The 23,935-nt window shown below is 63.7% G+C and carries 22 protein-coding genes and 2 tRNA genes; 6 read left to right on the forward strand and 18 right to left on the reverse strand.

Features of this window, described 5'->3' with window-relative positions:
• Positions 1-5: 5 nt before the first annotated feature.
• The 4 genes from AC1D1Y_RS15185 to AC1D1Y_RS15200 form a co-directional block, all read right to left on the reverse strand.
• Positions 6-632, reverse strand: a complete 627-nt coding sequence (locus AC1D1Y_RS15185; protein ID WP_411882354.1) for a LysE family translocator — start codon at positions 630-632, stop codon at positions 6-8.
• Between the two features lie 106 nt (positions 633-738).
• On the reverse strand, positions 739-1,926 hold the full coding sequence (locus AC1D1Y_RS15190) for an ABC transporter substrate-binding protein (protein WP_477651996.1): 1,188 nt from the start codon (positions 1,924-1,926) through the stop codon (positions 739-741).
• Between the two features lie 194 nt (positions 1,927-2,120).
• Complete coding sequence (locus AC1D1Y_RS15195) at positions 2,121-3,698, reverse strand: benzoate-CoA ligase family protein (RefSeq protein WP_477683053.1); 1,578 nt, start codon at positions 3,696-3,698, stop codon at positions 2,121-2,123.
• Positions 3,699-3,789: 91 nt separating this feature from the next.
• Complete coding sequence (locus AC1D1Y_RS15200) at positions 3,790-4,281, reverse strand: flavodoxin domain-containing protein (protein WP_477683054.1); 492 nt, start codon at positions 4,279-4,281, stop codon at positions 3,790-3,792.
• Positions 4,282-4,424: 143 nt separating this feature from the next.
• Here AC1D1Y_RS15200 and AC1D1Y_RS15205 point away from each other — a divergent pair, with 143 nt between their 5' ends.
• Genes AC1D1Y_RS15205 through boxB form a run of 3 tightly spaced genes read left to right on the forward strand, consistent with a single transcriptional unit; the run spans position 4,425 to position 8,472 of the window.
• A complete protein-coding gene (locus tag AC1D1Y_RS15205) occupies positions 4,425-5,321 on the forward strand; it encodes a helix-turn-helix transcriptional regulator (RefSeq protein WP_477683055.1) in 897 nt (298 codons plus the stop codon).
• A gap of 22 nt (positions 5,322-5,343) precedes the next feature.
• Complete coding sequence (gene boxC, locus AC1D1Y_RS15210; RefSeq protein ID WP_477683104.1) at positions 5,344-7,038, forward strand: 2,3-epoxybenzoyl-CoA dihydrolase; 1,695 nt, start codon at positions 5,344-5,346, stop codon at positions 7,036-7,038.
• A gap of 9 nt (positions 7,039-7,047) precedes the next feature.
• Positions 7,048-8,472, forward strand: coding sequence for a benzoyl-CoA 2,3-epoxidase subunit BoxB (gene boxB / locus AC1D1Y_RS15215; protein WP_477683056.1), 1,425 nt, complete (start codon positions 7,048-7,050; stop codon positions 8,470-8,472).
• 105 nt (positions 8,473-8,577) lie between these two features.
• Here boxB and AC1D1Y_RS15220 read toward each other — a convergent pair whose 3' ends face one another.
• The 3 genes from AC1D1Y_RS15220 to AC1D1Y_RS15230 are packed head-to-tail and all read right to left on the reverse strand — an operon-like array spanning position 8,578 to position 10,982.
• Complete coding sequence (locus AC1D1Y_RS15220) at positions 8,578-8,964, reverse strand: DUF488 domain-containing protein (RefSeq protein WP_477683057.1); 387 nt, start codon at positions 8,962-8,964, stop codon at positions 8,578-8,580.
• A gap of 48 nt (positions 8,965-9,012) precedes the next feature.
• Complete coding sequence (locus tag AC1D1Y_RS15225; protein WP_477683058.1) at positions 9,013-10,488, reverse strand: TRAP transporter large permease subunit; 1,476 nt, start codon at positions 10,486-10,488, stop codon at positions 9,013-9,015.
• Positions 10,485-10,982, reverse strand: coding sequence for a C4-dicarboxylate ABC transporter substrate-binding protein (locus AC1D1Y_RS15230; RefSeq protein WP_477683059.1), 498 nt, complete (start codon positions 10,980-10,982; stop codon positions 10,485-10,487). Before AC1D1Y_RS15230 ends, AC1D1Y_RS15225 begins: the two co-directional genes overlap by 4 nt.
• A gap of 160 nt (positions 10,983-11,142) precedes the next feature.
• Here AC1D1Y_RS15230 and AC1D1Y_RS15235 point away from each other — a divergent pair.
• A tRNA-Pro gene (locus tag AC1D1Y_RS15235) sits at positions 11,143-11,219 on the forward strand.
• A 62-nt stretch (positions 11,220-11,281) separates the two neighbouring features.
• Here AC1D1Y_RS15235 and AC1D1Y_RS15240 read toward each other — a convergent pair.
• From AC1D1Y_RS15240 to AC1D1Y_RS15250, 3 genes are all read right to left on the reverse strand, one after another.
• The gene (locus AC1D1Y_RS15240) at positions 11,282-11,722 is read right to left on the reverse strand and encodes a response regulator (protein ID WP_477683060.1); all 441 of its coding nucleotides are present in this window, start codon (positions 11,720-11,722) and stop codon (positions 11,282-11,284) included.
• Positions 11,723-11,853: 131 nt separating this feature from the next.
• A tRNA-Arg gene (locus AC1D1Y_RS15245) sits at positions 11,854-11,930 on the reverse strand.
• Between the two features lie 132 nt (positions 11,931-12,062).
• Positions 12,063-12,767, reverse strand: a complete 705-nt coding sequence (locus AC1D1Y_RS15250; protein ID WP_477683061.1) for a glutathione binding-like protein — start codon at positions 12,765-12,767, stop codon at positions 12,063-12,065.
• 56 nt (positions 12,768-12,823) lie between these two features.
• Between AC1D1Y_RS15250 and AC1D1Y_RS15255 the strand changes: the two genes are divergently transcribed.
• Positions 12,824-13,510 carry a hypothetical protein gene (locus AC1D1Y_RS15255; RefSeq protein ID WP_477683062.1) on the forward strand — a complete coding sequence of 229 codons (687 nt, stop codon included), beginning with the start codon at positions 12,824-12,826 and terminating at the stop codon, positions 13,508-13,510.
• Positions 13,511-13,514: 4 nt separating this feature from the next.
• Here the strand turns inward: AC1D1Y_RS15255 and AC1D1Y_RS15260 are convergent, their stop codons facing one another.
• The 5 genes from AC1D1Y_RS15260 to AC1D1Y_RS15280 all read right to left on the reverse strand — a co-directional run bounded on the left by AC1D1Y_RS15260 (position 13,515) and on the right by AC1D1Y_RS15280 (position 19,274).
• Positions 13,515-14,774: an acyl-CoA dehydrogenase family protein gene (locus AC1D1Y_RS15260; protein WP_477683063.1), complete on the reverse strand. Its 1,260-nt coding sequence runs from the start codon at positions 14,772-14,774 to the stop codon at positions 13,515-13,517.
• A 54-nt stretch (positions 14,775-14,828) separates the two neighbouring features.
• Complete coding sequence (locus tag AC1D1Y_RS15265; protein ID WP_477683064.1) at positions 14,829-15,926, reverse strand: phosphotransferase family protein; 1,098 nt, start codon at positions 15,924-15,926, stop codon at positions 14,829-14,831.
• 19 nt (positions 15,927-15,945) lie between these two features.
• On the reverse strand, positions 15,946-16,671 hold the full coding sequence (locus AC1D1Y_RS15270) for a Crp/Fnr family transcriptional regulator (protein WP_477683065.1): 726 nt from the start codon (positions 16,669-16,671) through the stop codon (positions 15,946-15,948).
• Positions 16,672-16,823: 152 nt separating this feature from the next.
• Positions 16,824-17,603 carry an oxepin-CoA hydrolase, alternative type gene (locus AC1D1Y_RS15275; RefSeq protein ID WP_477683066.1) on the reverse strand — a complete coding sequence of 260 codons (780 nt, stop codon included), beginning with the start codon at positions 17,601-17,603 and terminating at the stop codon, positions 16,824-16,826.
• 150 nt (positions 17,604-17,753) lie between these two features.
• The gene (locus AC1D1Y_RS15280) at positions 17,754-19,274 is read right to left on the reverse strand and encodes a 3-hydroxyacyl-CoA dehydrogenase (RefSeq protein WP_477683067.1); all 1,521 of its coding nucleotides are present in this window, start codon (positions 19,272-19,274) and stop codon (positions 17,754-17,756) included.
• Positions 19,275-19,331: 57 nt separating this feature from the next.
• Here AC1D1Y_RS15280 and AC1D1Y_RS15285 point away from each other — a divergent pair, with 57 nt between their 5' ends.
• Positions 19,332-21,380 (forward strand): type IV pilus assembly protein FimV, encoded by a 2,049-nt coding sequence (locus AC1D1Y_RS15285; RefSeq protein WP_477683068.1) that lies wholly within the window; start codon positions 19,332-19,334, stop codon positions 21,378-21,380.
• Between the two features lie 43 nt (positions 21,381-21,423).
• Here the strand turns inward: AC1D1Y_RS15285 and AC1D1Y_RS15290 are convergent, their stop codons facing one another.
• The 3 genes from AC1D1Y_RS15290 to lexA all read right to left on the reverse strand — a co-directional run bounded on the left by AC1D1Y_RS15290 (position 21,424) and on the right by lexA (position 23,827).
• Positions 21,424-22,431 carry a D-2-hydroxyacid dehydrogenase family protein gene (locus tag AC1D1Y_RS15290; RefSeq protein ID WP_477651980.1) on the reverse strand — a complete coding sequence of 336 codons (1,008 nt, stop codon included), beginning with the start codon at positions 22,429-22,431 and terminating at the stop codon, positions 21,424-21,426.
• Positions 22,432-22,618: 187 nt separating this feature from the next.
• The gene (locus AC1D1Y_RS15295; RefSeq protein ID WP_477651979.1) at positions 22,619-22,990 is read right to left on the reverse strand and encodes a hypothetical protein; all 372 of its coding nucleotides are present in this window, start codon (positions 22,988-22,990) and stop codon (positions 22,619-22,621) included.
• A 132-nt stretch (positions 22,991-23,122) separates the two neighbouring features.
• Positions 23,123-23,827: a transcriptional repressor LexA gene (gene lexA / locus AC1D1Y_RS15300; protein ID WP_436154473.1), complete on the reverse strand. Its 705-nt coding sequence runs from the start codon at positions 23,825-23,827 to the stop codon at positions 23,123-23,125.
• Positions 23,828-23,935 lie beyond the last annotated feature (108 nt).

Below are 23,935 nucleotides of genomic sequence, written 5' to 3' on the forward strand. Positions count from 1 at the left end.
TCCGATTAGGTATGACGACGTGTAAAGAGAAGCAGGCTGCCCATGAGCGTGAACAGGCCTCCAGAGACGCGGTTAAACCAGCGCACGGCACGGCTGGAGCGTAGCAACGGCGCGATGCGCGATACACCCAGCGCGCAGCAGGTGAGCACAGTGAATTCGAAGGCCATGAAGGTCAGGGCGAGGATGGCGAACTGCGGCACAAAGGGCGCGGCCGGGTTCAGGAACTGCGGGAAGAAGGCCGCGAAAAACAGCACGGCCTTGGGGTTGCTGGCGCCGACAAGAAAACCGCGCAGGAAGAACGAACGGCGCTGGGCCGGTGCTTCGCCGGCGGCGGGGTCAAAGACGGCCGCTTCGCTGCGGAAGGTCTTGATGCCTAGCCAGATCAGATATGCCGCGCCAATGACTTTTGCCACGGTGAAGGCGGTTTCAGACGCTGCCAGCAACGCGCCCAGTCCCATGGCCGACAGCAACATGACGCACAGCACCGCGGCGACGCTTCCGGCCACCGAGGTCATGGCCTTGCGCGGGCCGTGGTTGAGTGCATTGGTCATGCACATCAGCATGGTCGGGCCCGGCGTGAGGATCAGCAGGGCAACTGCTGCGACGTAGAGGAGGTAGGTGGTGAGCGTCATGAGCCTGAAGATAGCACCGGTAAGGACCCGTCAGCATGGTCCGTGCCAGCATGGTTCAAAAAAAYGGGAGGCCTGAAGACCTCCCATTGCGCTGAAACTAAGGCGATCAGGCCATCTTGCAGCCGGCGCCGGAATCGGCAAGCGCCTTGGCTGCAACGCCGATCACCTTGTTTTCCTTGTTCTCGACCACGCGCAGGTACATGTCCTGCACCGGGTTGTGTGAAGGGCTCATGGTCCATTTGCCGCGCGGGCTGTCGATGACGGCGCCTTCCATGGCCTTGTAGAGGGCCGGCTTGCTGCTCAGGTCTCCTTTGACGGCGTTGGCGCCCTGGATCAGCAGCAGGCCGGTGTCGTAGCCCTGCACGGCGTAAACGTCGGGCTGCATCTTGAATGTCTTGGCGTAGCTGAGGCGGAACTGGCCGTTGCGCTGGGTCGGCAGCGAGTCGCTGTAGTGCATGGTCGTGATGATGCCGTTGGCCGCGGGGCCGGCGGCGTCGAGCACGCCTTCGGTCAGGAAGCCGGAACCGTACAGCGGGATTTTCTCCTTGAGGCCAGCGGCCGCATAGTCACGGATGAACTTGGCGGCGCCGCCGCCGGCGAAGAAGCAGGCCACGGCGTCAGGCTTGAGCGCGGCGATCTCGGTCAGCAAGGCCTGGAACTCGACCTGCGGGAAGGGCAGGCCCAGCTCCTTGACGATGGTGCCGCCCGCGGCGGTGTAACTTTCCTTGAAGCCTTCAAACGCCTCGTCGCCCGCGGCGTATTTCCAGGTGATCCAGACGGCCTTCTTGTGGCCGCGGTCCACCATGGCCTTGCCCAGGGCGCGGGTCGGCTGCGAGTTGGTGAAGGACGTGCGGAACACATTGGGCGCGCACAGGCTGCGCGTGGCGGCATGCACGCCGGCATTGGGGATCAGGCTCAGCACGCCGCTGTCGCGCGCGACTTTCTGGATGCCCATCTGCACGCCCGAATGCACGGTGCCGACCAGCACGTCGACCTTGTCGCGCTGCACCAGCTTGTTGGCGTTTTCAATGCCTTTGGAGGGCTCGGACTCGTCGTCGACCTTGAAGTATTCGATCTCGCGGCCGCCGAGCTTGCCGCCTTGCTCGTTGATGGCCATGCGAAAGCCGTTTTCAATGGCCACGCCGAGCTGGGCGAAGGTCCCGGTATAGGGCAACATGAAACCCACACGCACCTTGGCGGACTGCGCACGCACGATTTCGGGGAGCAAAAGGCCGGTGGAGGCGGCGCCTATCATGGCGGCGCTGCGGGTCAGTATGAGACGGCGTGAGGTCATGGAATAGCTCCTGGTTGAGACTGAAAACAGTTAGACGAATAGTAAGCGTGCGTTGTGTGGGCGGCCCTAGTGTAAAACCCGAGATTGAGGGTTGAATTGTTTACATCTAAAGCAATAGCTGTGCCCGATCCGGCCTGCCTGCAACTTTTTTTTGCGGTATTTTTGCGGCACGGCGGGTTTGTGCACGGTGCGCTTCAGCGTGGCTGGCGCAGCTTGAAGCGCTGGATCTTGCCGGTGGCCGTCTTCGGCAGTTCGTTGACGAACTCTATCCAGCGCGGGTACTTGTAGGGCGCGAGCTGCTGCTTCACATGGGCCTTGAGTTCGTCCATGGTGGCGCTCTGGCCGGCCTTGAACACCACATAGGCCTTGGGCTTGACGAGCTCATCGGCATCGGCCACACCGATCACCGCCACCTCGAGCACGGCCGCGTGCGTCATCAGGCAGGCCTCCACCTCGAAAGGCGAAACGTAAATGCCGCCGACCTTGAGCATGTCGTCGCTGCGACCGCCGTAGGTGTAGAAGCCGTCGGCGTCGCGTGTGTACTTGTCGCCGCTTTTGGTCCATTCGCCGGCGAAGGTGGCTTTGGTCTTGGCGCGGTTGTTCCAGTACATGATGGCGGCGCTGGGGCCGCTGATCTGCAGTTCGCCGATCTCGCCGTCGGCGCATTCGCGGCCGTCGTCGCCGATGATGCGCAGCGCATAGCCCGGCACCGCCTGGCCGGTCGTGCCATAGCGCACCTGGCCGGGACGGTTGGACAAAAAGATGTGCAGCATCTCGGTGGAGCCTATGCCGTCGAGGATTTCGCAGCCGTACTGCGCCGTCCACTTCTTGCCGATCTCGGCGGGAAGGGCCTCACCGGCGCTGGTGCACACGCGCAGGCTCAGCTCGGATTTCGCCGGCCGTGCCGGGTCGGCCAGCAGGGCGGCATACAGCGTGGGCACGCCGTAAAAAATAGTCGGCTGGTATTTTTTGAGCAGCGCGAAGACATCGGCGGGCGCCGGCCGCGCGGGCAACAGCACCGTGGTGGCGCCCACGCTCATCGGGAAGGTCAGCGCGTTGCCCAGGCCGTAAGCGAAAAACAGTTTGGCGGCGGAATACACCACGTCGGACTCGCCTATGCCCAGCACACCGCGGCCATAAAGCTCCGCCGTCTGGACCAGGTGGCTGTGCAGGTGCACCGTACCCTTGGGCGCGCCGGTCGAGCCGCTGGAGTACAGCCAGAAGCAGGCGTCGTCGGCGCAGGTGGCCGCAATGCTGGGGGTGGCCGCCGATGCGCGCAGCAGGGCAGCCATGGTGGTGTGTCCTGCGGACGCTTCCACGCCTGCGACGATCACAGTCTTGAGCTGGTCGATCTTGCCCAGCAGCGGCTCAAAAGCCGGCAGCAGCGCGTGCGAGACGACCAGGCCCTGGGCGCGCGAGTCGCGCAGCATGAATTCGAAGTCCTGCGTGGTCAGCAAGGTGTTGGCCGCCACGGGCAGCACGCCCGCGAGTATGCAGCCCAGGAAGGCGACCGGCCATTGCGGTGTGTCCAACATGGCCAGCAGCACGCGGCTTTCGGGAGCGAAGCCCTGGGCGCGCAGGGCGTTGGCAAATCGGTGGGATTGTTCGGTGAGTTCGCCGTAAGTGAGCTGCTCGCCGCTCAGCGCGTCCATAAAGGCCACTTTTCCGGGGCGCGTGGCGTTGCGCGCCAGCAGGTCGTGCGCCGCGTTGTAGTCGCGCGGGATGGTTATCCGGGGCGGGCTTGCCGAATGGTCGGCACTGCTTGTTTGCATGCTTGTCTCCAGATCTCTTTTGTCTTTTGTTTTGGTAGCTGCTTGCGCACGCTCATCAAGCGCTACGGGGGGCATTTTTTCTTCTTGTGCGTCAGGCGGTGGCGGAACCGACCCCCAATGTTTGCAGGGCGTCGGTGAGCCATTGGCGGCACCACTCAGTGCCTTCAGTTTCCGGCATGGTGCCGCTGCTTGCGTCATGGCACCAGATCTCGCCGATGCGCTGTGCGCCCAAGTCCTGCAGGCGCTCGTCAAATTTCTTGCCGCCGAAGCAGAAAGTCTGCATATAGGTACGGTCGCCGAGCGCGATGACGCCGTAGCGCACGTGGCCGAGGAATTGGGGATTGGCGCCCAGCGACTCATAAAGGGCGCGTGCGTTGTCGGGCACGTCGCCCGAGCCATAGGTTGAGCTGCAGATGAGATAAAGTGCATCTTCGGCTTTGGCCGCATCAAAGACGCTGATGTCCAGGTTATCCATCAGCTCAACCTCAATCTCGCTGACCAGGTCGGCGCAGTCCATCTGGATCGCTTGCGCCACATAGTCGGCGGTGCTGGTCATGGTGCCTACAAGGATTTTGAGTTTCATCAAAGGTCTCCAGATAAAGATGCAATAAACTGCTTGACATCGATTTGACCTGAAGTATACTGCAATTTATTCAAATCGCAACCACCAAAAGCCCGTCCCTAGGGTTTTCACAGGTTTTTTGACACAGGTGCCGCTTGGAAATCATGTCTGAACAGGAATCGAAAGCCACGCTCAGCGAACTGGGCGCCCGCGTTCGTGCCTGGCGTGCCCGCCGCGGCATGACGCGCAAGCAGCTGGCTTCGGATTCGGGTCTGAGCGAGCGTTTCCTGGCCGACGTGGAAAGCGGCAAGGGTAATGTGTCCATCAATTCCCTGGAAGCCGCGGCCCGCGCGCTCAATATTTCCATCCTTGAACTGCTGCAGGACGCGCCGCGTCCGGCGCTGGCCCGCGTGCAGGGCCTGCTGACGCGGCTGGACGATGCCCAGCTGGACCAGGCTTACAGCCTGCTCGGCGGCACTTTCGGCCTCAGCGACGCGCTGGGCCGCGAGCAGCGTGTGGCGCTGATAGGTCTGCGCGGCGCCGGCAAGTCCACCTTGGGCGGCCAGCTGGCGGCTGAGCGCGGTGTGCCTTTTATCGAACTCGACCGCGAGATCGAGCGCGAGGCGGGCACCAGCATGAACGAAATCCTGTTGCTCCACGGGCAGGCCGGCTACCGCCGCTATGAGCGCCGCGCGCTGTTCCGCATCGCCGAGGACCACCCGGAAGGCGTGGTCATGACCACCGGCGGCAGCATCGTGAGCGAGCGCGAGACCTTCGACTTGTTGCAAAGCCGTTTTTATTGCGTATGGCTCAAGGCCAGCCCCGAGGAACACATGGCCCGCGTGGTGGCCCAGGGCGACATGCGGCCCTTTGACACGACCCGCGGCGCGACCGACGAGGCGATGGAGGACATCCGCCGCATCCTCTCCAGCCGCGAAGCCCTCTATGCCCGCGCCGACGCCGTGGTCGACACCGCCGCGCGCACACTGAAACAAAGCCTCAAAGACCTGGAACGCGCCGTTCCCAAAACAACCGTCCGCGAACAAGCCGAACGGACCTAACCGGAGACACCCCATGAACGCCATGACAGAACCGCTTTTATTCAAACAGGTTATCGAAGGCCAGGAGCGCGAGCTCGTGAGTTTCTCCACCCACCCCAGCAAATACCAGCACTGGACGCTGAGCGTGGAGGGCGACGTTGCGCGCTTGAAGCTCGACATCAATGAAGACGGCGGCATCAAGCCGGGCTACAAGCTCAAGCTCAACAGCTACGACCTCGGTGTCGACATCGAACTGCACGACGCGATCAACCGCGTGCGCTTCGAGCACCCCGCCGTCAAGGTGGTGGTGTTCGAGTCGGGCAAGGAAAAGATCTGGTGCTCAGGCGCCAACATCTACATGCTGGGTTTGTCGACGCACGGCTGGAAGGTCAACTTCTGCAAGTTCACCAACGAAACCCGCAACGGCCTGGAAGACTCCTCCCGCCATGACGGCTTGAAGGCGATTGCCTCGGTGACCGGCGCCTGCGCCGGCGGCGGCTACGAGCTGGCCCTGGCCTGCGACCGCATCATCATGGTGGACGACCGCTCCTCCACCGTGAGCCTGCCCGAAGTGCCCCTGCTGGGCGTGCTGCCGGGCACCGGCGGCCTGACCCGCGTGACCGACAAGCGCAAGGTGCGCCGCGACCTGGCCGACATTTTCTGCACGACCTCCGAGGGTGTGCGCGCCGACCGCGCCAAGGACTGGAAACTGATCGATGCCCATGCCAAGCCGCAGCAGTTCGGCGACTTGCTGAATACCGAAATCGAAGCATTGCGTGCGCAGTCGACACGGGCCGCCGGCGCCAAGGGCATAGCACTGACGCCGCTCAAAGCCTTGATCGATGACGCCGGTTACCACTACAGCCTGGTCGACGCGCAGGTGGATCGCGAAAAGCGCATTGCCACTGTCACGGTGAAGGCGCCCGCAAGCGCCATCGAATCCACACCCGAGGCGATTGAAGCGGCCGGCGCCAACTGGTACCCGCTGAAACTGCAGCGCGAGCTTGACGACGCCATCCTGAACCTGCGCACCAACGAACTCGAAGTCGGCACCTGGGTCATCAAGACGACGGGCGACGCCGGCCAGGTGATACGCATGGACGAGGTGTTGGCCAAACTGAAGGACCACTGGCTGGTGAAGGAAACCACGGGCGCGTTGCGCCGTACGCTGGCGCGGCTGGATGTCACCAGCCGCTCGCTGATCGCGCTGGTCGACGCAGGCTCGTGTTTTGCCGGCACCTTCTATGAATTGGCCCTGGCTTGCGACCGCATTTACATGCTCGATTTACCCGATGCGCCCGACAGCGCTCCCGCGCTGCAATTGAGCCCTGCCAACTTCGGCTGGTTTCCCGCCGTCAACGGCCTGACGCGACTGCAGACGCGCTTCTGCGAAGACAGCGCCACGATTTCCCAGCTGCAAAAACTCGGCGACAGCCCGCTGCGTGCCGACCAGGCATTGGCGCTGGGTCTCGTCACCTTGACGCCCGACGACATCGACTGGGAAGACGAAATCCGCATCATGCTGGAAGAGCGCGCTTCGCTCTCGCCCGACGCCATGACCGGCATGGAAGCCTCGCTGCGCTTCCCCGGGAAGGAAACCATGGAGACGCGCGTGTTTGGCCGCCTGTCGGCCTGGCAGAACTGGATTTTCATTCGTCCGAATGCGGTGGGTGAGGACGGTGCGCTGAAATTGTTTGGGACTGGCAAGAAGGCCAAGTTCGATTGGAAACGGATTTAAGGAAACATCATGAGCACCATAGACCTCCAAGCCCTCATCCCCAACAACGTCCATCTCGGCGAAAACCGCCAGCTCCAGCGCGCACTTGAGCACTGGCAGCCGGCTTTCCTGAACTGGTGGGACGAGATGGGACCCAGCGACTTCAAGGCCAAGGAAGTCTATTTGCGCACCGCCGTCGGCGTGGACGCTTCGGGCTGGGCCAGCTACGGCTACACGCCGATGCCGGACTACCGCTGGGGTATCTTCCTGGCCGACAAGGAAGAGGGCCGCAAGATCGGCTTTGGCGATCACATGGGTGAAGAAGTCTGGCAGGAAGTGCCCGGCGAATACCGCTCCACCTTCCGCCGCCTCATCGTGACCCAGGGCGACACCGAGCCGGCTTCCGTCGAGCAGCAGCGCCTGCTGGGCCACACCGCYCCTTCTCTGTACGACCTGCGCAACCTGTTCCAGGTCAATGTGGAGGAAGGCCGGCACCTCTGGGCCATGGTCTACCTGTTGCACGCGCACTTCGGCCGCGACGGCCGCGAGGAAGCCGAAGAACTCCTGATGCGCCACAGCGGTGATGCCGACAAGCCGCGCATCCTGGGCACCTTCAACGAGCCCATGGACAACTGGCTGTCCTTCTTCATGTTCACTTACTTCACCGACCGCGACGGCAAGTTCCAGCTCAAGTCATTCGCGGAATCCGCTTTTGACCCGCTGGCCCGCACCACGCGCTTCATGCTGACCGAAGAGGCCCACCACATGTTTGTGGGCGAAACCGGCGTGGGCCGCGTCATCAAGCGCACGCTGGAAGTGATGAAGGAGCTGGACACCGACGATGTGGTCACCTTGCGCAAGGCCGGCGTGATCGACCTGCCCACCATCCAGAAGTTCATGAACTTCTGGTTCACCTCGTCGCTGGACCTGTTCGGTTCGGAAGCCTCCTCGAACGCCGCCAACTACTTCAGCAACGGCATCAAGGGCCGGCCGGACGAAGCCAAGTTCGCAGACCATGTGGAGCTGGAAACCGAGATGAGCATCGTGGTGCCGAACGGGCAGGGCGGTCTCAAGAACGAGACGATTTCGACGCGTAACGGCATGAATGAAATCACGCGCCTCGAATATGTCAAGGACTGCAATGTCGGCGTGACGCGCTGGAACATGGGCATCAAGCGCGCCGGCGTGGACTTTGAACTGACTTTGCCGTCGACACGCTTTCGCCGCGAAGTCGGCGCCTGGGCCGGCAACTTCACCGACCCGCTGGGCAACCCGATCAGCGCCGCCGATTTCGAGGCGAAGAAAGACCAGTGGCTACCGACACCGGCCGACACGGCTTTTGTGAAAAGCCTGATGAACCGTGTTACCGAACCCGGCAAGATGGCCGCCTGGATTGCACCGCCCGACCGCGGCATCAATGCCAACCCCCTCGAGTACGAATACGTAAAACTCTAAAGGCGCGATTTAAGCCAAGTCGGGGCCGCGGGACTGGCTTTGCCAGACCGCAGGCGCAGCGGCCCCTCGGGGGCAGGGCGCTACACGCAGTGAGCAACCGTGGGGCTAACCGATATTGGCGCCGCGTTCTTTTAGCAGGTCCCGCAGCAGCGAGCGGTGGCAGCGCGCCTCGTTCTCGCAGTAGCAGCCCATTGCGAAGTTCGCCTGGTGCGACAGCGCCGCGAGCAGGTCGAGATTGCGGCCGGCGTCGGCCTCGTTCATTTCCGAGCGGTATTTTTTGCTGAAGACGGCCCAGTCCTTGTCGGACTCCACACTCTGGCCCAGCTTCATGGTTTCCACGCTGGGCGCGAGGTTGGGGTACCAGACGTCGTACCAATCCTGCGAGGCGAACTCGGCCTTGGGCACGCCGCGCGGCGGCCTGCGCACTGTGCCTATGCGCAAACCCTCGTTGGCGCTGCGGGCTGTGCCCAGCCTGATGATTCTGATGGCCATTGCGGTCTCCTTTTCTGCGAACGTTCACAAGCTCTTTGTTGAAGCGGTTCAGGGCGCGGCCGGAGTGGCGGCGGCGCCCGGTTCGGGTGGCTCTACGCGTGACATCTCCCGCATCTGGCGCGCGATTTCATCCTCGGCCATGGGGATTTGCGCGGACGCAGCGGGAGCGGGTGCATCCAGCCAGTGCACGGTGGACGGAAAGGCAAACACCACCACCGTGAGCGCAACCTGCACCAGCAGCATGGGCCACAGCCTTGCCAGCAGTTGCCGGCTCGAAATGGCCGGCAGGCCCGAGCGCGACCGGGCCATCAGCACGGCATAGCCCATGGGCGGAATCAGGAAACTGAGTTGCAATACCAGCAGCAGCAACACGGCCGCCTGCTGGGCATCGCCCAGGCGCGCGATCAGCGCCGGTGCGACGATGGGCACGATGACAAAAATCATCTCGAACGCATCCAGCACCCAGGCGCACAGCGCCACCAGCAGCAGTACCAGCGCCGCCGTCACGCCGGGCGGCAGGGTAGAACCCAGCAGCAGGCCGTTGAGCCAGCGATCGGTACCGAATACGCGAAACACCAGGCTGAAAGTGGTGGCGCCAACCAGCAGCGCAAACAGGGCGCCGCTGAGCTTTAGCGTGTCGCCCAGCACCGCTTGCCGGCCGGCCGCCGGCAGCGAGCGGCTCAGGAGGGCCGAGACGACCAGCAGCATCGCGCCGGTTGCCGCCGCCTCCACCGCGTAGAGCTTTCCGGTAAAGACGCCGGCCAGCAGCAGGACGATGGTGCCGCCCGCGAGCAGGGCGACGGCCACCTGTGTCCGGTTGGCGGGGACTTGCGGCGGTGCTTCCTTGAGCTTGCGCGCCTGGCGCCAGGCCACCAGGGCCCAGAGCGCCAGCACGCACAGGGCGGGCAGCAGCGCGGCATGCATGACGTCCTGGGTGTTGATGATGCGCTGGCCGGTTTGCAGATAGCCCGGCAGCCGGCTGGCCTCCAGGTGCGCCAGCAGCATGGCATCGCCCAGCAACAGCAAGACCAGCGAAGGCGGCACCACCACGCCTATGGTGGCGGCCACGCTGATGATGGAGACAGCCCGCGCGGTGTCCAGGTGCGCCATGCGCGGGGCAACAAGGCGTGAGAGCAGGGCCGAACTGGAGGCGACCGAGCCGTTCATGGGCGCAATCAGGGCGCCCACGCCCAGGGCCGAGAGGGCGTGCGCGCCGGCCAGCGGGCGAAACAGCCGCAGCAGCGCGGAGTACAGGGCGTCGGCCACGGTCAGGCGCTGCAGCAGCACGCCCATGAAAACATACAGCGGCATGGCCTGCAGCAGATCGTTTTCCAACAGGCCCAGCGTGCGCACCGGAAGGGCCTGCAAGATTTGCAGGTCGAAAGCGCCCGCTGCCAGGCCCAGCACTGCGAACAGGCTTGACACACCGATCAGCAGGGCCCAGACCGGCAGGCCGGTGGCAAGAATCAGTGCGCCCAGCGCCAGCAGCATCCACACACCCGCGAGTGGGCCGGTCGGGCTCATGGCGAGCCCGGCGCACGGCCGTGCGGCAAGAGTTCGAGCAGGCCTTCGGCCAGCACCAGCAAAAGCATCAGCGCCATGGCGAGCTTGATCATGAAATAACCCGGCGTGAGCGTTTCGCCAAATCGCTCGAAAGAGGCCACAGAGGCTGCAACCAGCGGCCAGCCGGCCCACAGCATGAACAGCGCCCAGGGCATGACACAGGCCAGCAGCGCCCAGGCATGCCAACGCGGCCGGGGCGCGCCGGACGGATGCGGCTGCAGGGAGGCCAGGTGGGCGTGGTTTCTGGAAGCCGCCGTCACGGCCACCGCCACATATAGCGCGAACAGCACCTGCGCCGCATCATTGGCCTGGCGCGAGTAGGCTTGCACAAGTTCACGCAGCGGCCATTGGGCCAACAGCAGCGCCGCCAGCGGCAGCACTAGCAGCGCGAATGCCGCGGTCAGACGCGTCAGGGCTTTGTCTATTTGGGACGCGGCCGCAGCGGCGGCCCCCATCCTCATACGGCCCCAAGGTTGCGACGGCAAGCCTTTGCGTCGGGCCGGTGCTGATCGGGCTGGACAGCGAGGCGAAATTTCATTGGGTAATCCAGTGAATGGAAAAAATGAAGAGGGCGCGGGAAAGTGTAGCGGGTTCGAGCTATAATATTTGACTAGTCGGAGTGTGGCGCAGTCTGGTAGCGCACCTGGTTTGGGACCAGGGGGTCCAAGGTTCGAATCCTTGTACTCCGACCATCATTTCCCAGCAAAAAGCCCACGTCAGTGGGCTTTTTCATGTCCGCATGGCGGCGAAACCCTCAGGACTTGAGCGGCCCGAAGTTGGATGTGCGCCAGTATTCGCGCACCTGTTCCAGTTTTTCCTGGAAATCCCGGAAATGCAGCGGTTTGCGCACGTAACTGTTGAGACCGCCCTGAATCTCTTTCACGATTGGCGAGTATTTGGGCTCGGAGGTCAGGATGACGACGGGCACGAAGAAAGTGCGGGGGTCTCCACGCATGCGCTGCATGACTTCCGCGCCGCTGATCCCAGGCAAATTCAGGTCCAGCATGACCAGCTCGGGAGGGTGATCGTTGGGCCGGTTGCTGTAAGCACCTTCGCAGAAAAGGTATTCCAGGGCTTCCTTGCCGTCGCGGGCCACGATGACTTCATGGTCGGCGCCGTTTTCCTGCAATGTCAGCAGCGTCAACTCGACGTGAGCGGGGTTGTCCTCCACCAGCAACATGGTTGGTCTGGCCATCTTTTCTCGCCTCCTTGGTCTTGCCGGCCTTTGCATGGGGCCGAATCCCGACTATATACCCCGATTCCGAGGGTGTGTAAGCGAAGTTCGCTATCGCAGGGGGAAAGGGCGGGTACGACTGACGCCGCGATTGGCCTGCCCGGAGGGGATCGAACCCCCGACCCTCAGCTTAGAAGGCTGATGCTCTATCCGACTGAGCTACGGGCAGTTTGTGTGTGAGAGCAGGGGCAAGGCCACGCAGGGGCGGCCGCCGTTTCCAGCTCGTCGCGAATCATACCTTCAATCGAGGGCCGAGGGCCCTGGCCAGCCCGCCTCCACCCAGCGCTTTTCGGTGCTTTTCTCAGCGCTTTTCGTACTGCGTCTTGCCGAACAGCACTTCCCGCGCCTTGTCGTCGGTGATGGGCCGGCGCAGCTCGGCCAGCACCTTGACGCCGCGCTGCACGGCGGGGCGTTCACTGATCAGGTCAAACCACTTTTTCAGGTGCGGATAGTCGGCCCAGTCTATGCCGTGGTTTTCCCAGTTGCGCAGCCAGGGGAAGRTGGCGATGTCGGCAATGCTGTATTCGTCGCAGGCGATGAACCGGCTGCCGGCCAGCTGCTTGTTCATCACGCCGTATAGCCGCTTTGTCTCATTGGTGTAGCGGTTGATGGCGTAGTCTATTTTTTCGGGTGCGTACTGGCGGAAATGGTGTGTCTGCCCGATCATCGGGCCGACGCCGCCCATCTGGAACATCAGCCATTGCAGCACCTGGAACTTCAGGCGATCGGTTTTCGGCAGCAGCTTGCCGGTTTTGGCGGCCAGGTAGAGCAGGATGGCACCGGACTCGAACACCGAGATGGGCTTGCCGTCGGGGCCGACAGGGTCGACCAGCGCGGGGATCTTGTTGTTCGGGCTGATGGCCAGGAATTCGGGCTTGAACTGGTCACCGGTGCCGATATTGACTGGGTTAGCCTGCCAGTCGCGGCCCAATTGCAGGCCGCATTCCTCCAGCATGACGTGGACTTTGTGGCCGTTGGGCGTGGGCCATGAGTAAACATTGATCATTGGGACTTCCTTGACTACTATGATGCCTGCTGCACTTTAAGAGAAAAGCGAAAACCATGTTCGAGCGGCTGAAGAAAGTCTTGGTCGGGGGTAAGGCGGATGCCGGCGATGCAGCCGCGTCCGACGAGGCCGTGTCCGAATGGGCCGGCACCCGTGGCTTTTCTTTCACCGGCATGGGGCAGGGCAAGGGGTTCGCGCTCAAGGGCAACGTGGGCGGCAAGCCCTGGAAGATGGAGCGCGGCAGCCCATCGCGCGACTACATCCGCGGCGAAGAACTGCGTGCCCGGGGTGAAGTCAAGGTCAACGACGACGTCACGGTCCTGGTCATGAACCGGGCCTTGAAGGAGGGGCTGGAAAAGCGCGCCTACCAAGCCTATACCGACACCCTGCAGACCACCGCCGACCCCAGCATGCCCGAAGAGGTGCGCTGGCTGGCCATGTACCCCGAAGTCGGCTGGGAAAGCCTGCCCAAGCCCTTCTGGCAACGTTATGCGGTGATGGCCGACCATCGTTCCAACGCATTGGCCTGGCTGGACTCGCAACTGGTCGAGTTGCTGATGTCCTGGCCCGAGCCTTCACCCGACGCGCAGGTGCCTTTTATCCTGATGGTGCTGCGCGGCAAAACCTACCTGCGCATGCAGTACACCCCGGCCGACATGCCCACGCTGGAGCATGCGGCGCTGATTTTCACCACGGCCTGCGAGTCGGCGATCGCCGGACTCTCGAACGACCTTACCTTGTAAGGCTTCAGCCGCCGCGCGTGATCGGCATTTCGACTTCGCCGGGCATCAAGAGGTGCTTGGCCAGTTCCAGCTTGGCCAGCGAGGCGCGGTGCACCTCGTCCGGGCCGTCGGCCAGGCGCAGGGTGCGCTGGCTGGCGTAGGCATAGGCCAGCGGGAAGTCGTCCGACACGCCGCCGCCGCCATGGGCCTGGATGGCCCAGTCGATGATCTGGCAAGCCATGTTGGGTGCGACCACCTTGATCATCGCGATCTCGGCCTTGGCGACCTTGTTGCCCACGGTGTCCATCATGTAGGCGGCCTTGAGCGTCAGCAGGCGGGCCTGCTCGATCATGCAGCGGGCCTCGGCGATGCGCTCATGCCAGACCGACTGGCTGGCGATCGGCTTGCCGAAAGCGACACGGCTGTTCAGGCGTTTGCACATCAGCTCCAGCGCGCGCTCGGCAATGCCTATGCTGCGCATGCAGTGGTGGATGCGGCCGGGGCCGAGGCGGCCCTGGGCGATCTCAAAACCGCGGCCTTCGCCCAGCAGCAGGTTGGCGGCCGGCACGCGCACATTGGTCAGGCGCACTTCCATGTGGCCGTGCGGCGCGTCGTCGTAGCCGAACACCGACAGCGGGCGGATCACGGTGATGCCGGGCGTGTTGGCGGGCACCAGGATCATCGATTGCTGCTCGTGGCGGCCGGCGTCGGGGTTGGTCTTGCCCATGACGATGTAGACGGCGCAGCGCGGGTCGCCCGCGCCGGACGACCACCATTTGAGGCCGTTGAGCACGTAATTGTCGCCGTCGCGCTCAATGCGGCACTGGATATTGGTCGCGTCGGACGAGGCGACCTCGGGCTCCGTCATCAAAAAGGCCGAGCGGATCTCGCCCTTGAGCAGCGGGTCCAGCCACTGGTCCTTGTTGGCTTCGGAGCCGTAGCGGGCGATGGTTTCCATGTTGCCGGTGTCCGGCGCCGAACAGTTGAAGACCTCGGCGGCGAAAGGTACGCGGCCCATGATTTCGCACAGCGGCGCGTACTCGAGGTTGGACAGGCCTTCAGGCGCGCGCGGCGAGTGCGGCAAAAACAGGTTCCACAGGCCGGCGGCGCGGGCTTTGGGCTTGAGTTCCTCGACCAGTTTGGTCGGGACCCAGGCATTGCCCTTGGCGCGGTTTTCGGCGATTTCTCGGAAAAAGCGTGCCTCGTTCGGGTAGATGTTCTCGTCCATGAACTTGAGCAGGCGCGCCCGCAGTTCCTGTACTTTTGGGGTGTAGTTGAAGTCCATGAAATCTCCAGAAGGGGTGTGTGGGGGCGATGTTGTTGTGAAGAAGGGCAGGCTTCAGCCCTGGCTTTTGAGGGCAAAGCCCCAGGCCATCTTGGCCAGCAGCGGCGCACCGGCGGCCGAGCTGACGGCCTGGGCGCTGGAGGCGGTTCCGGCCTCGACCCGCTTGGCGATGCCCTGCAGGATGGCCGCGATGCGAAACAGGTTATAGGCCATGTAGAAGTTCCAGTCGGCCTTGAGCGCCTCGGGCGTGGCAAGGCCGGTGCGCTCGCAATAGCGGCGTATGTACTCGGATTCGCTGGGGATGCCCAGGCTTTCGACGTCCAGCCCGCCTATGCCGCGAAAGGCCCCGGGCGGGATGTGCCAAGCCATGCAGTGGTAGCTGAAGTCGGCCAGCGGATGGCCCAGCGTGGACAGCTCCCAGTCGAGCACGGCCAGCACGCGCGGCTCGGTCGCGTGGAACAGCAGGTTGTCGAGCCGGAAATCGCCGTGCACGATGGAGACCATGCTGTCGTCGCGCGCGCCGGCCGGGATGTTGGCCGGCAGCCATTGCATCAGGCTGTCCATCTCGGCGATGGGCTGGGTGATGGAGGCGGCGTACTGCTTGCTCCAGCGGCCTATCTGGCGCTCGAAGTAGTTGCCGGGCTTGCCGTAGTCGGCCAGGCCGCGCTCGGCGAACTTCACCTTGTGCAGGGCGGAGACCACGCGGTTCATCTCGTCGTAAATCTCACCGCGCTGGGCCTGCGTCATGCCGGGCAGGGACTGGTCCCAGAGCACGCGGCCCTCGACGAACTCCATCACATAGAAGGCGCGGCCTATCACCGACTCGTCCTCGCAGAGGCAATACATTTTTGGCACCGGCACGTCGGTGCCTTGCAACCCCTGCATGACCTTGAATTCGCGCTCCACCGCATGGGCCGACGGCAGCAATTTGGCCACGGGCCCAGGCTTGGCGCGCATCACATAAGACGCGGTGGGCGTGATGAGCTTGTAGGTTGGGTTGGACTGGCCGCCCTTGAAGATTTCCGCTGTCAGCGGGCCCTTGAAGCCGGGCAGGTAGCTGGCCAGGTAAGCGGTGAGTGCGTCGAGGTCAAAGGCCTGCGTGCCGGACACGGCCCGCGTGCCGACAAAGTGGTCGAAATTGCTCGTGCTCAAAGGGCTGGCCCCCGTGTGTTTATTTGTCGATTTCGGCTTCGGAAATGCGCATCAGGGCTTGCCGGTTGCGCACCACCAGGCCGCCCGGCTCTATGCGTATGGCTTCCTCGCGCTCCATGGACTTGAGTTCCTGGTTCACGCGCTGGCGCGAGGCGCCCAGCAGCTGGGCCAGTTCTTCCTGCGCCAGCTGCAGGCCGATGCGCACTTCGCCGCTGTCCGACAGGCTGGGCACACCGTAGCTGCGCACCAGGTGCAACAGTTGCTTGGCCAGCCGCGCGCGCAGGGGCAGGGTGTTGAGGTCTTCCACCAGGCCGAAAAGCTGCCGTATGCGCCGCGCATGCAGGCGCAGCAGGGCTTCGTAGAGCTCGACGTGCTGGCTCAATATCTTGCGCAAGTCGGCGCGAGAAACGCACAGCAGCGTGGTCTCGCCATGGGCGTAGGAATCGTGGGTGCGCCGCTCCCCATCGAAGATCGCCACGTCGCCGACCCAAATGCCGGGCTCCACATAGGTCAGGGTGACCTGCTTGCCCGAAATCGAGGTCGAGCTCACCCGGATGGCGCCGCGCGCGCAGGATATCCATTCTTCGGGCGCATCGCCGCGGGCGCTGATGAGTTCGCCGTCTTTGTAGCGTTTGACGTAGGCGCATCGAAGTATGTCGTGCCTCAGGGATGGGGACAGGGATGAAAACCAGCGGCCGTTGTTAATGGCCTCTCGTTCCTCTATCGTAAGAATGGGATCGTCCATGGTCTGTCTTTTGAGTGACTAACAAGACGTCCATTGTCGCTTGAGGGACCCGCCCGGCGCCAGCGGGCTGTCGCATGGGTGTCGCCCGGCCGCAGGGGCCGGGGATTTGGCGGCGGGGCGGGCTGCCGTGGGCCCACCTGCGCAGGGACCAGCTAGCGGTAGTGCGGCGTGCGCTTGTTCAGGAAGGCGTCTATGCCTTCACCGGCGTTGGCGTCGTGCAGGTTGCGCACGAAGTGGTCCTGCTCGCGGGCCAGTTGCTGGTTCAGCGTGTTGCCAGCCGCGTCGTTGATGAGTTCCTTGATGCTGGCCAGCGCGTTGGGCGCCCGCGCATTGAGGTTGTCGGCCAGTTGCAGGGCCTGGGCCAGGGCTTCGCCCGGTGCCGTTACGCGGTTGACCAGCCCGAGATCGTGCAAGCGGCGAGGGCCTATGCGTTCGCCGGCCATCAGCAGTTCGCTGGCCAGCGCACGGGGCAGGGCGCGCGCCAGGGCCCAGCTACCGCCGCCATCGGGTGACAGCGCGACCGTGCTGTAAGACATCACGAACACCGCGTTGTCGGCTGCCACCACAAAATCGCAGGCCAGCACCAGCGAAAAGCCGGCGCCGGCGGCCGGGCCTTCCACGGCGGCGATTACCGGCTTGGGGTAGGTGCGTATCGAGTCGATCCAGTTGTGCAGGCCTTCGATGCTCTGGGCCTGCACCTCGGGCGCCTCACGGCGGTTGGCCTGCAGCCGCTGCAGGTTGCCGCCCGCGCAGAAGATCGAACCCTCGCCGGTGATGACCACGCTGCGGATGTCGGGATTGTTCTCGGCGGCGTTCAATGCCTCGATGCCCGCCGCATAAATGTCGGGACCCAGGGCATTCCTGAACTCCGGATTGCTGATCGTCAGGATAAGGGTCTGGCCCTCACTCGTACCTTTGATTGCGCCTGCCATGTCAGTTGTTCCAATACGAAAGAATGTGTGGTCGCCGGAGGAGGGATTCCCACGCCAGTGGGGGCCGCGGAACTGGCTTCGCCAGGCCGCAAGCGCCGCCCCCTGGAGGGGGGAAGGTGCTACACGAAGTGAGCATCCGAAGGGGGTGTTTCATTCTTCCTGGTGTAGGAGGCTGAGGCCGATGGCGCCGCGGCGCCGCAGCCACGGGGAAGGGCGGTAGCGCTGGTCGCCGTAAACGGTCTGCATGTTGAACAGCACTTCCAGCACATTGGTTGGGCCGTAGCGGTCGCCCATGGCCAGCGGGCCCATGGGATAGCCGAGTCCGAGGGTCACGGCGGTTTCCAGGTCTTTCGGGCTGCAGATGCCCTGCTGGCAGATGTCGCTGGCGATGTTGACGATGGCAGCCACCACTCGCTGGGTGACGAAGCCACCGCTGTCGCGGATCACGCTGACGGCCTTGCCGTCGCGGGCGAAGAGGGCGTGGGCCGCGTCGCGCATGTCGCTGCGCGTGGCCGGGTTGGTGGCCAGCACACGCCGCTTGGTGGCCGCGTCGTCGATCAGCATGTCGATGCCGATGGTGCGGGCCGGGTCTAGGCGCTCCACCACGGCCACTGTGGTGATGTCAAAGCCCAGCGGCGCGACCAGCATGAGGGCCTGCGGCGAGGCGGAGGCGCCGGTCTCGATCTTGGCGCCCAGGTTCTTGAGGAGTTGTAGCAGTTCCGAGCGCCGCGAAGCACGCGGCGAGACCCATACCGGTGGAAGTTCGGCCACCTGGGGAACGGGGGGCTCAGGCGGCACCTGCATGGCGCCGTCCGCATAGCGGTAAAAGCCTTCGCCGGTCTTGCGGCCCAGCATGCCGCCGGCCAGGCGCTGCGCCGTGATCACGCTGGGGCGGTAACGGGCTTCTTCATAGTACTGGTGGTAAATCGACTCCATCACAGGATGGGAGACGTCGAGCGCGGTCAGGTCCATCAGCTCGAAAGGGCCCAGCTTGAAGCCGGCCTGGTCGCGCAGGATGCGGTCTATGGTGGCGAAATCGGCAATGCCTTCGCTGACGACGCGCAGCGCCTCGGTGCCAAAGCCCCGGCCGGCGTGGTTGACGATGAAGCCGGGCGTATCTTGCGCCTGCACGGGCGTGTGGCCCATTTGCCGGGCGTATTGGCTCAGGCCCTCGCAGACCGCGGGGCTGGTCTTCAGGCCCGCGATCACTTCCACCACTTTCATCAACGGAACCGGGTTGAAGAAATGAAAACCGGCCAGGCGCTCGGGATGTTTGAGCGCCGCCGCGATGGCCGTCACTGAAAGCGACGAGGTATTGCTGGCCAGCACGGTGCTGGCGGGCACCAGGGCTTCGAGTTCGGCGAACAGCGCGCGCTTGACGTCCAGGCGTTCCACGATGGCTTCGATGATGAGGTCGCAGCCCGCCAGGTCGGTCAGCGTGCCGGCAAGCAGCAGCCGGTCCTTGTGGCCGCTGGCCGCGGCCGCCTCGAGCCGGCCTTTTTCAACCAGCTTGTCCCATTGGGCGCAAATGGCTTCGCGCGCCTTTTCGGCGGCACCCGCCTGCGCGTCCATCAGCTTGACGGTGCTGCCGGCTTGCGCCGCGATCTGCGCGATGCCCCGACCCATGGCGCCGGTGCCAACTATTCCCACATTTGCAAAATTTACTTTCATGGCCGAATTATGGCTGAGCGTATTCGTCAGAGGTGCGTGGCAAAATTTGCGCACCCCATGAAAGTCACCGAGAAGTTCCTGAAATGCCTGCTTGGCGCTTTGCTGTTGGGGCTTGCCGCCAATGCCTTGGCCGCGTCCCTGGGACGTATGCGCGGCGCGGCAATCGTAGGGCATCCACTGGACGTCACCCTGTCCGCACAACTGGACGCCGCCGAAAATCCTTCTTCCGCCTGTGTGTCAGTCGATGTGTTTTTCGGCGACAGCCAGGTTTTCCCTGACAGGATACGCACCGCGATCTCGCCGGGTTCCGGCGCTGGTGAAATCCTGGTCCGCATCCGCACGACGCTGGCGTTGGACGAGCCGGTCGTGACGATCTACGCACGCGAAGGCTGCCAGCAAAAGAATTCACGCAAGTACGTCTTGCTGGCCGAGATGCTGGGCGACAACGCGGCCCCGGTGCCTTCGATCCTTCCGCAAGCGGCGGTTGCGGCAAGCCTGGTGCAGGCTCGCCCGGCGGCGCCATCCCGTTCCGGGACATCGAGGGCGAAGCCGGAACCTCGCGCCGGGATGGCCTCTTCACTGGCCGCACCGCCGGTCCGCGCGGCAGGCAAGCCTCCGGCACCGGTGCGTCAATCGCGGGCACGCCTGCAACTGGCCCCCATTGACCTCACCATCGAACGCGATCCGGTGCTTCGTTCATCGCCGGAACTGCTGACGCCGCCTTCCACCGACGCCCAGCAACGCGCCTCCGCAGTCGCCTTGTGGCAGGCTTTGAATGCCCAGCCGCAAGACATGCTTCGCGACAGCCAGCGCCTCAAGTCCCTGGAATCCGACGTGGCCGCCATGCTGGCGCAAAGCCGCAAAACCGAACAGGCCGTGACGCAGTTGCGGGACCAGCTGGAGCAGGCGCGCCAGGAGCGTTACAGCAACTGGCTGGTGTATGCCCTGGGCGCTGTCCTGCTGTTCGCGCTGCTGGCGGCCGGCTTTTTATGGAGGCGCAACCGGCAGCACGCGCTGCGCTTGAGCCATGGTCCCTGGTGGGACAAGAATGATGGACAGAGCGATTTTGCGGTTTATGCAGGGCCGGCGTCCGGGCACCTCGGCACTGAACCGGCACATGAAGAGCGCCCGCCCAAGCCCGTGGTGGACCTCGACCTGGATGCGCTTCATTTCGAAAGCACACGCAAGCTGCCTGCGTCCAGGCCGGCTGAATCTGCTGATCGCCCGGAATTCCTGCCCAGCCTGGGCGGCTTGAGCGGCATGCCCCGTATCGTCAATGCCGAAGAGCTTTTTGATGTCCAGCAGCAGGCGGATTTTTTCCTCTCGCTGGGCCATCCCGACAAGGCGGTGGATGTCCTGCGCCTGCACATCATGGACAACGTGGAGACGAGCGCGCTGGTCTACCTGGACCTGTTCGACCTCTATCACAGCCTGGGCCGCAGGGACGACTATGACGCGCTGCGCAAGGATTTCCACCGGATGTTCAATGCCCAGGTGCCCGCCTTCGACGACTATGCGATAGACACGCACGGCCTGGAGTTCTATGTGGCGGCCCTCACGCGCATTGAGTCGTTGTGGCCGACGCCCAAGGTGCTGGACGTCCTGGAAGAGTCCATCTTTCGCAAGCCAGATTCGCGCAACGAGGTCTTCAGCCTCGCGGCTTACCGCGAACTGCTGCTGCTTCACTCCATCGCCAAGAAGCTTATTTCCCGCCCTGGACAGCCGGAAGAAAAAGGCGGTGAGCCTGCGCTGCTTTCCGCCCAGGATGGGCCGGCCGCCTTGCCCCAAACGACCAGCTTTGGCCCGACCAATATCCTGCCCTTGTCAGCCCGGTTTCAGGCGCCGCCTCCGCCGCTTGCCGCCGCGGTTCCCAGCGCTGTGGCGGCTGCCCTTTCCACGGAAATCGCATTGACGCCCGACCTGACGCGGCCCCCGGTTTCACCGAGGCTGGGGCTGGACATTGACTTGAGCCAGGACGTGGGCGGCGCGCTCGAACCGCTGCCGGTCATCGTAGCGATGGACGCCGAGGCCGAAGCCGGAGACTTTGGCAATCTCATCGAGTTCGATCTCGATGGCCCGGTCGCGGCACCGGCCCGGAACGCCTAGGTTCCTGGCGGTTTCGGCCCCCGCCTTGGGGGCAAGGTATTACCTAGCGCCGCACTTGCAGGGCGCCGGGGTTCACGATGTTGGTGGGCGTGCCCTTGATGAAATTCACCACGTTGTCGAAGGCCGCGCCGAAGTAGAGCTCATAACTGTCTTGCTCCACATAACCGATATGCGGTGTGCAGATGCAGTTCTCGAGGCGAAGCAGGGCATGGCCCTGCAGGATAGGCTCGGATTCAAACACGTCGATCGCCGCCAGGCCTGGGCGGCCGCGGTTGAGCGAGGCGATCAGGGCTTCGGGCTCTATCAGTTCGGCGCGCGAGGTGTTGACCAGCAGGGACGTGGTTTTCATGCGCGACAGGTCTTCGAGCGTGACGATGCCGCGGGTTTCGTCGTTCAGCCGCAGGTGCAGGCTCAGCACGTCGCTTTGTTCAAAAAACTCGGCCTTGCTGTCGGCGATCTCATAGCCATCGGCCTGGGCCCGTTCACGCGAGGCATCGCGGCCCCAGATGATGACCCGCATGCCGAAGGCCCGGCCGTAGCCGGCCACGATCTGCCCGATTTTTCCGTAGCTCCAGATGCCCAGGGTCTTGCCCTTGAGGACCGAACCTATTCCGAAATTCGGCGGCATGGAGGCCGACTTGAGGCCCGCCTGCTGCCAGGCCCCGTGCTTGAGGTGGGCCACGTAGTGGGGGATGCGGCGCATGGCCGCCATGACCAGTGCCCAGGCCAGTTCGGCCGGCGCAGTAGGCGATCCGGTGCCTTCTGCCACCGCGATGCCGCGCTCCGTGCAGGCAGCGACGTCGACGTGGCTTCCGACACGGCCGGTCTGTACGATCAATTTGAGCTTGGGGAGTTTTTCAATGACCTGCCGGTTGAGCTGGGTCCGTTCCCGGATAAGGACGATGACGTCGGCATCCTTGAGCCGGACGGACAGCTGGCCTATGCCTTTGACGGTGTTGGTGTAGACCTTGGCGGGGTAGGCCTCAAGTTTGGCAGCGCAGTTCAGTTTTCGCACTGCGTCCTGGTAGTCGTCGAGGATCACAATATTCATGCCGATATTGTGCCTGCAAGATTTTTCTTCCTCGCGGGAAGGGCTACCCGAATGCTTGCATTTTGTATCGCAAGGAAACCTGTCGAGGCATTTCAGTCCTGCCGTGGCGCACTGGGCGGGCTCATTGACCTTCACGCAGCCGGGAAATAGCCTCCCTCAGAGAGGGCGAAGGCGGGCAGGGGCTTTTTTATTGCAAGGCGGCCTCGCGCTGGGCCATGCGCTCAAGCTCCGCACAGACGTCGGCCATGCGGCCGGAGATGACCATGCGGCCGGCGCAAGCCGGGCCGACATTGGCATCGAATTCGCGCACGATGCGCAGGCGGCTGGGCGTGGGGTTACGGGGCCTTGCCTTGCCGGCTTGGGTGGCTTCGCGGGGCGATGGGGCGGGACCGGAGGAAAAAGGCAATGCCAGCTGGCCGGCCGCGCGCTGGGCGCGCACGGATTTGGAAAACTGATGGGACCTGCTTTGCTGCGCAGGCACAAACCAGGCGGCCAGCGCCTGCACGGGAGCCAGCAGGAGAGACAGAAGGGGTGAATGTGAAAAACTGACGATTCCCATGATGAACTCCTGTATGAGAGAGGTTTACACAGGCAGGATTTCGGACCGGCTACAGCCGGCAGGGCCGCTGCACCAGGGTGTTGGCCATACAGCCAAACGCCCGCCACCTGGTGCGTGGCCGGATTGGAAGGCTTACATCAGCATGGTGTTGCGTATCAAACCGACGGCGAGGCCTTCGAGTTCAAACGGCTCGCCGGGCTCGACCACGATGATGTTGAAGTCGGGGTTTTCGGGCAAAAGCTCGATCAGGTTCTTGTTGCGGCGAAAGCGTTTGACGGTGACTTCATCGCCCAGGCGGGCCACGACGATCTGGCCGTTCTTGGCTTCCTTGGCCTGTTTGACGGCCAGCAGGTCGCCGTCCATGATGCCGACGTCGCGCATGCTCATGCCGCGAACCTTGAGCAGGTAATCGGGCTGGCGCTGGAACAGGCTGCTTTCAAAATAATAGGTTTGCTCGATATGTTCCTGCGCGAGAATCGGGCTGCCAGCAGCAACCCGCCCTACCAAAGGTAGGGCGAGCTGGGCCAGGCTTTGCAACGGCAGGGAAAACTGTTTGGTGCGTGATTCGTTGATGGAACGTAGGGTGTCGCCGCGCAAGCGTATGCCGCGTGAAGTACCGCTGACGAGCTCGATGACGCCTTTGCGGGCCAACGCCTGCAGGTGTTCTTCGGCGGCGTTGGCGGACTTGAAACCCAGTTCGTTCGCGATTTCGGCGCGGGTGGGCGGTGCACCGGTACGGGCGATGGCACTCTGGATCAGTTCCAGGATTTGTTGCTGGCGCGCCGTGAGCTTGGGACCTTCGGAGGGAAAATGCGGAAAATCGGCGAGGATGCTCATGGCGGGGACTCCTATGGTTCTTCAGATAAAGGCAGAACCGAGGGCTGCAACCGTTTGCCTGCCGTCGACCTGTTTTAATATCCAGTACCTGTATTTTCATCCAGTTTT

It is taken from the genome of Polaromonas sp. P1_G1 (genome assembly GCF_056405595.1).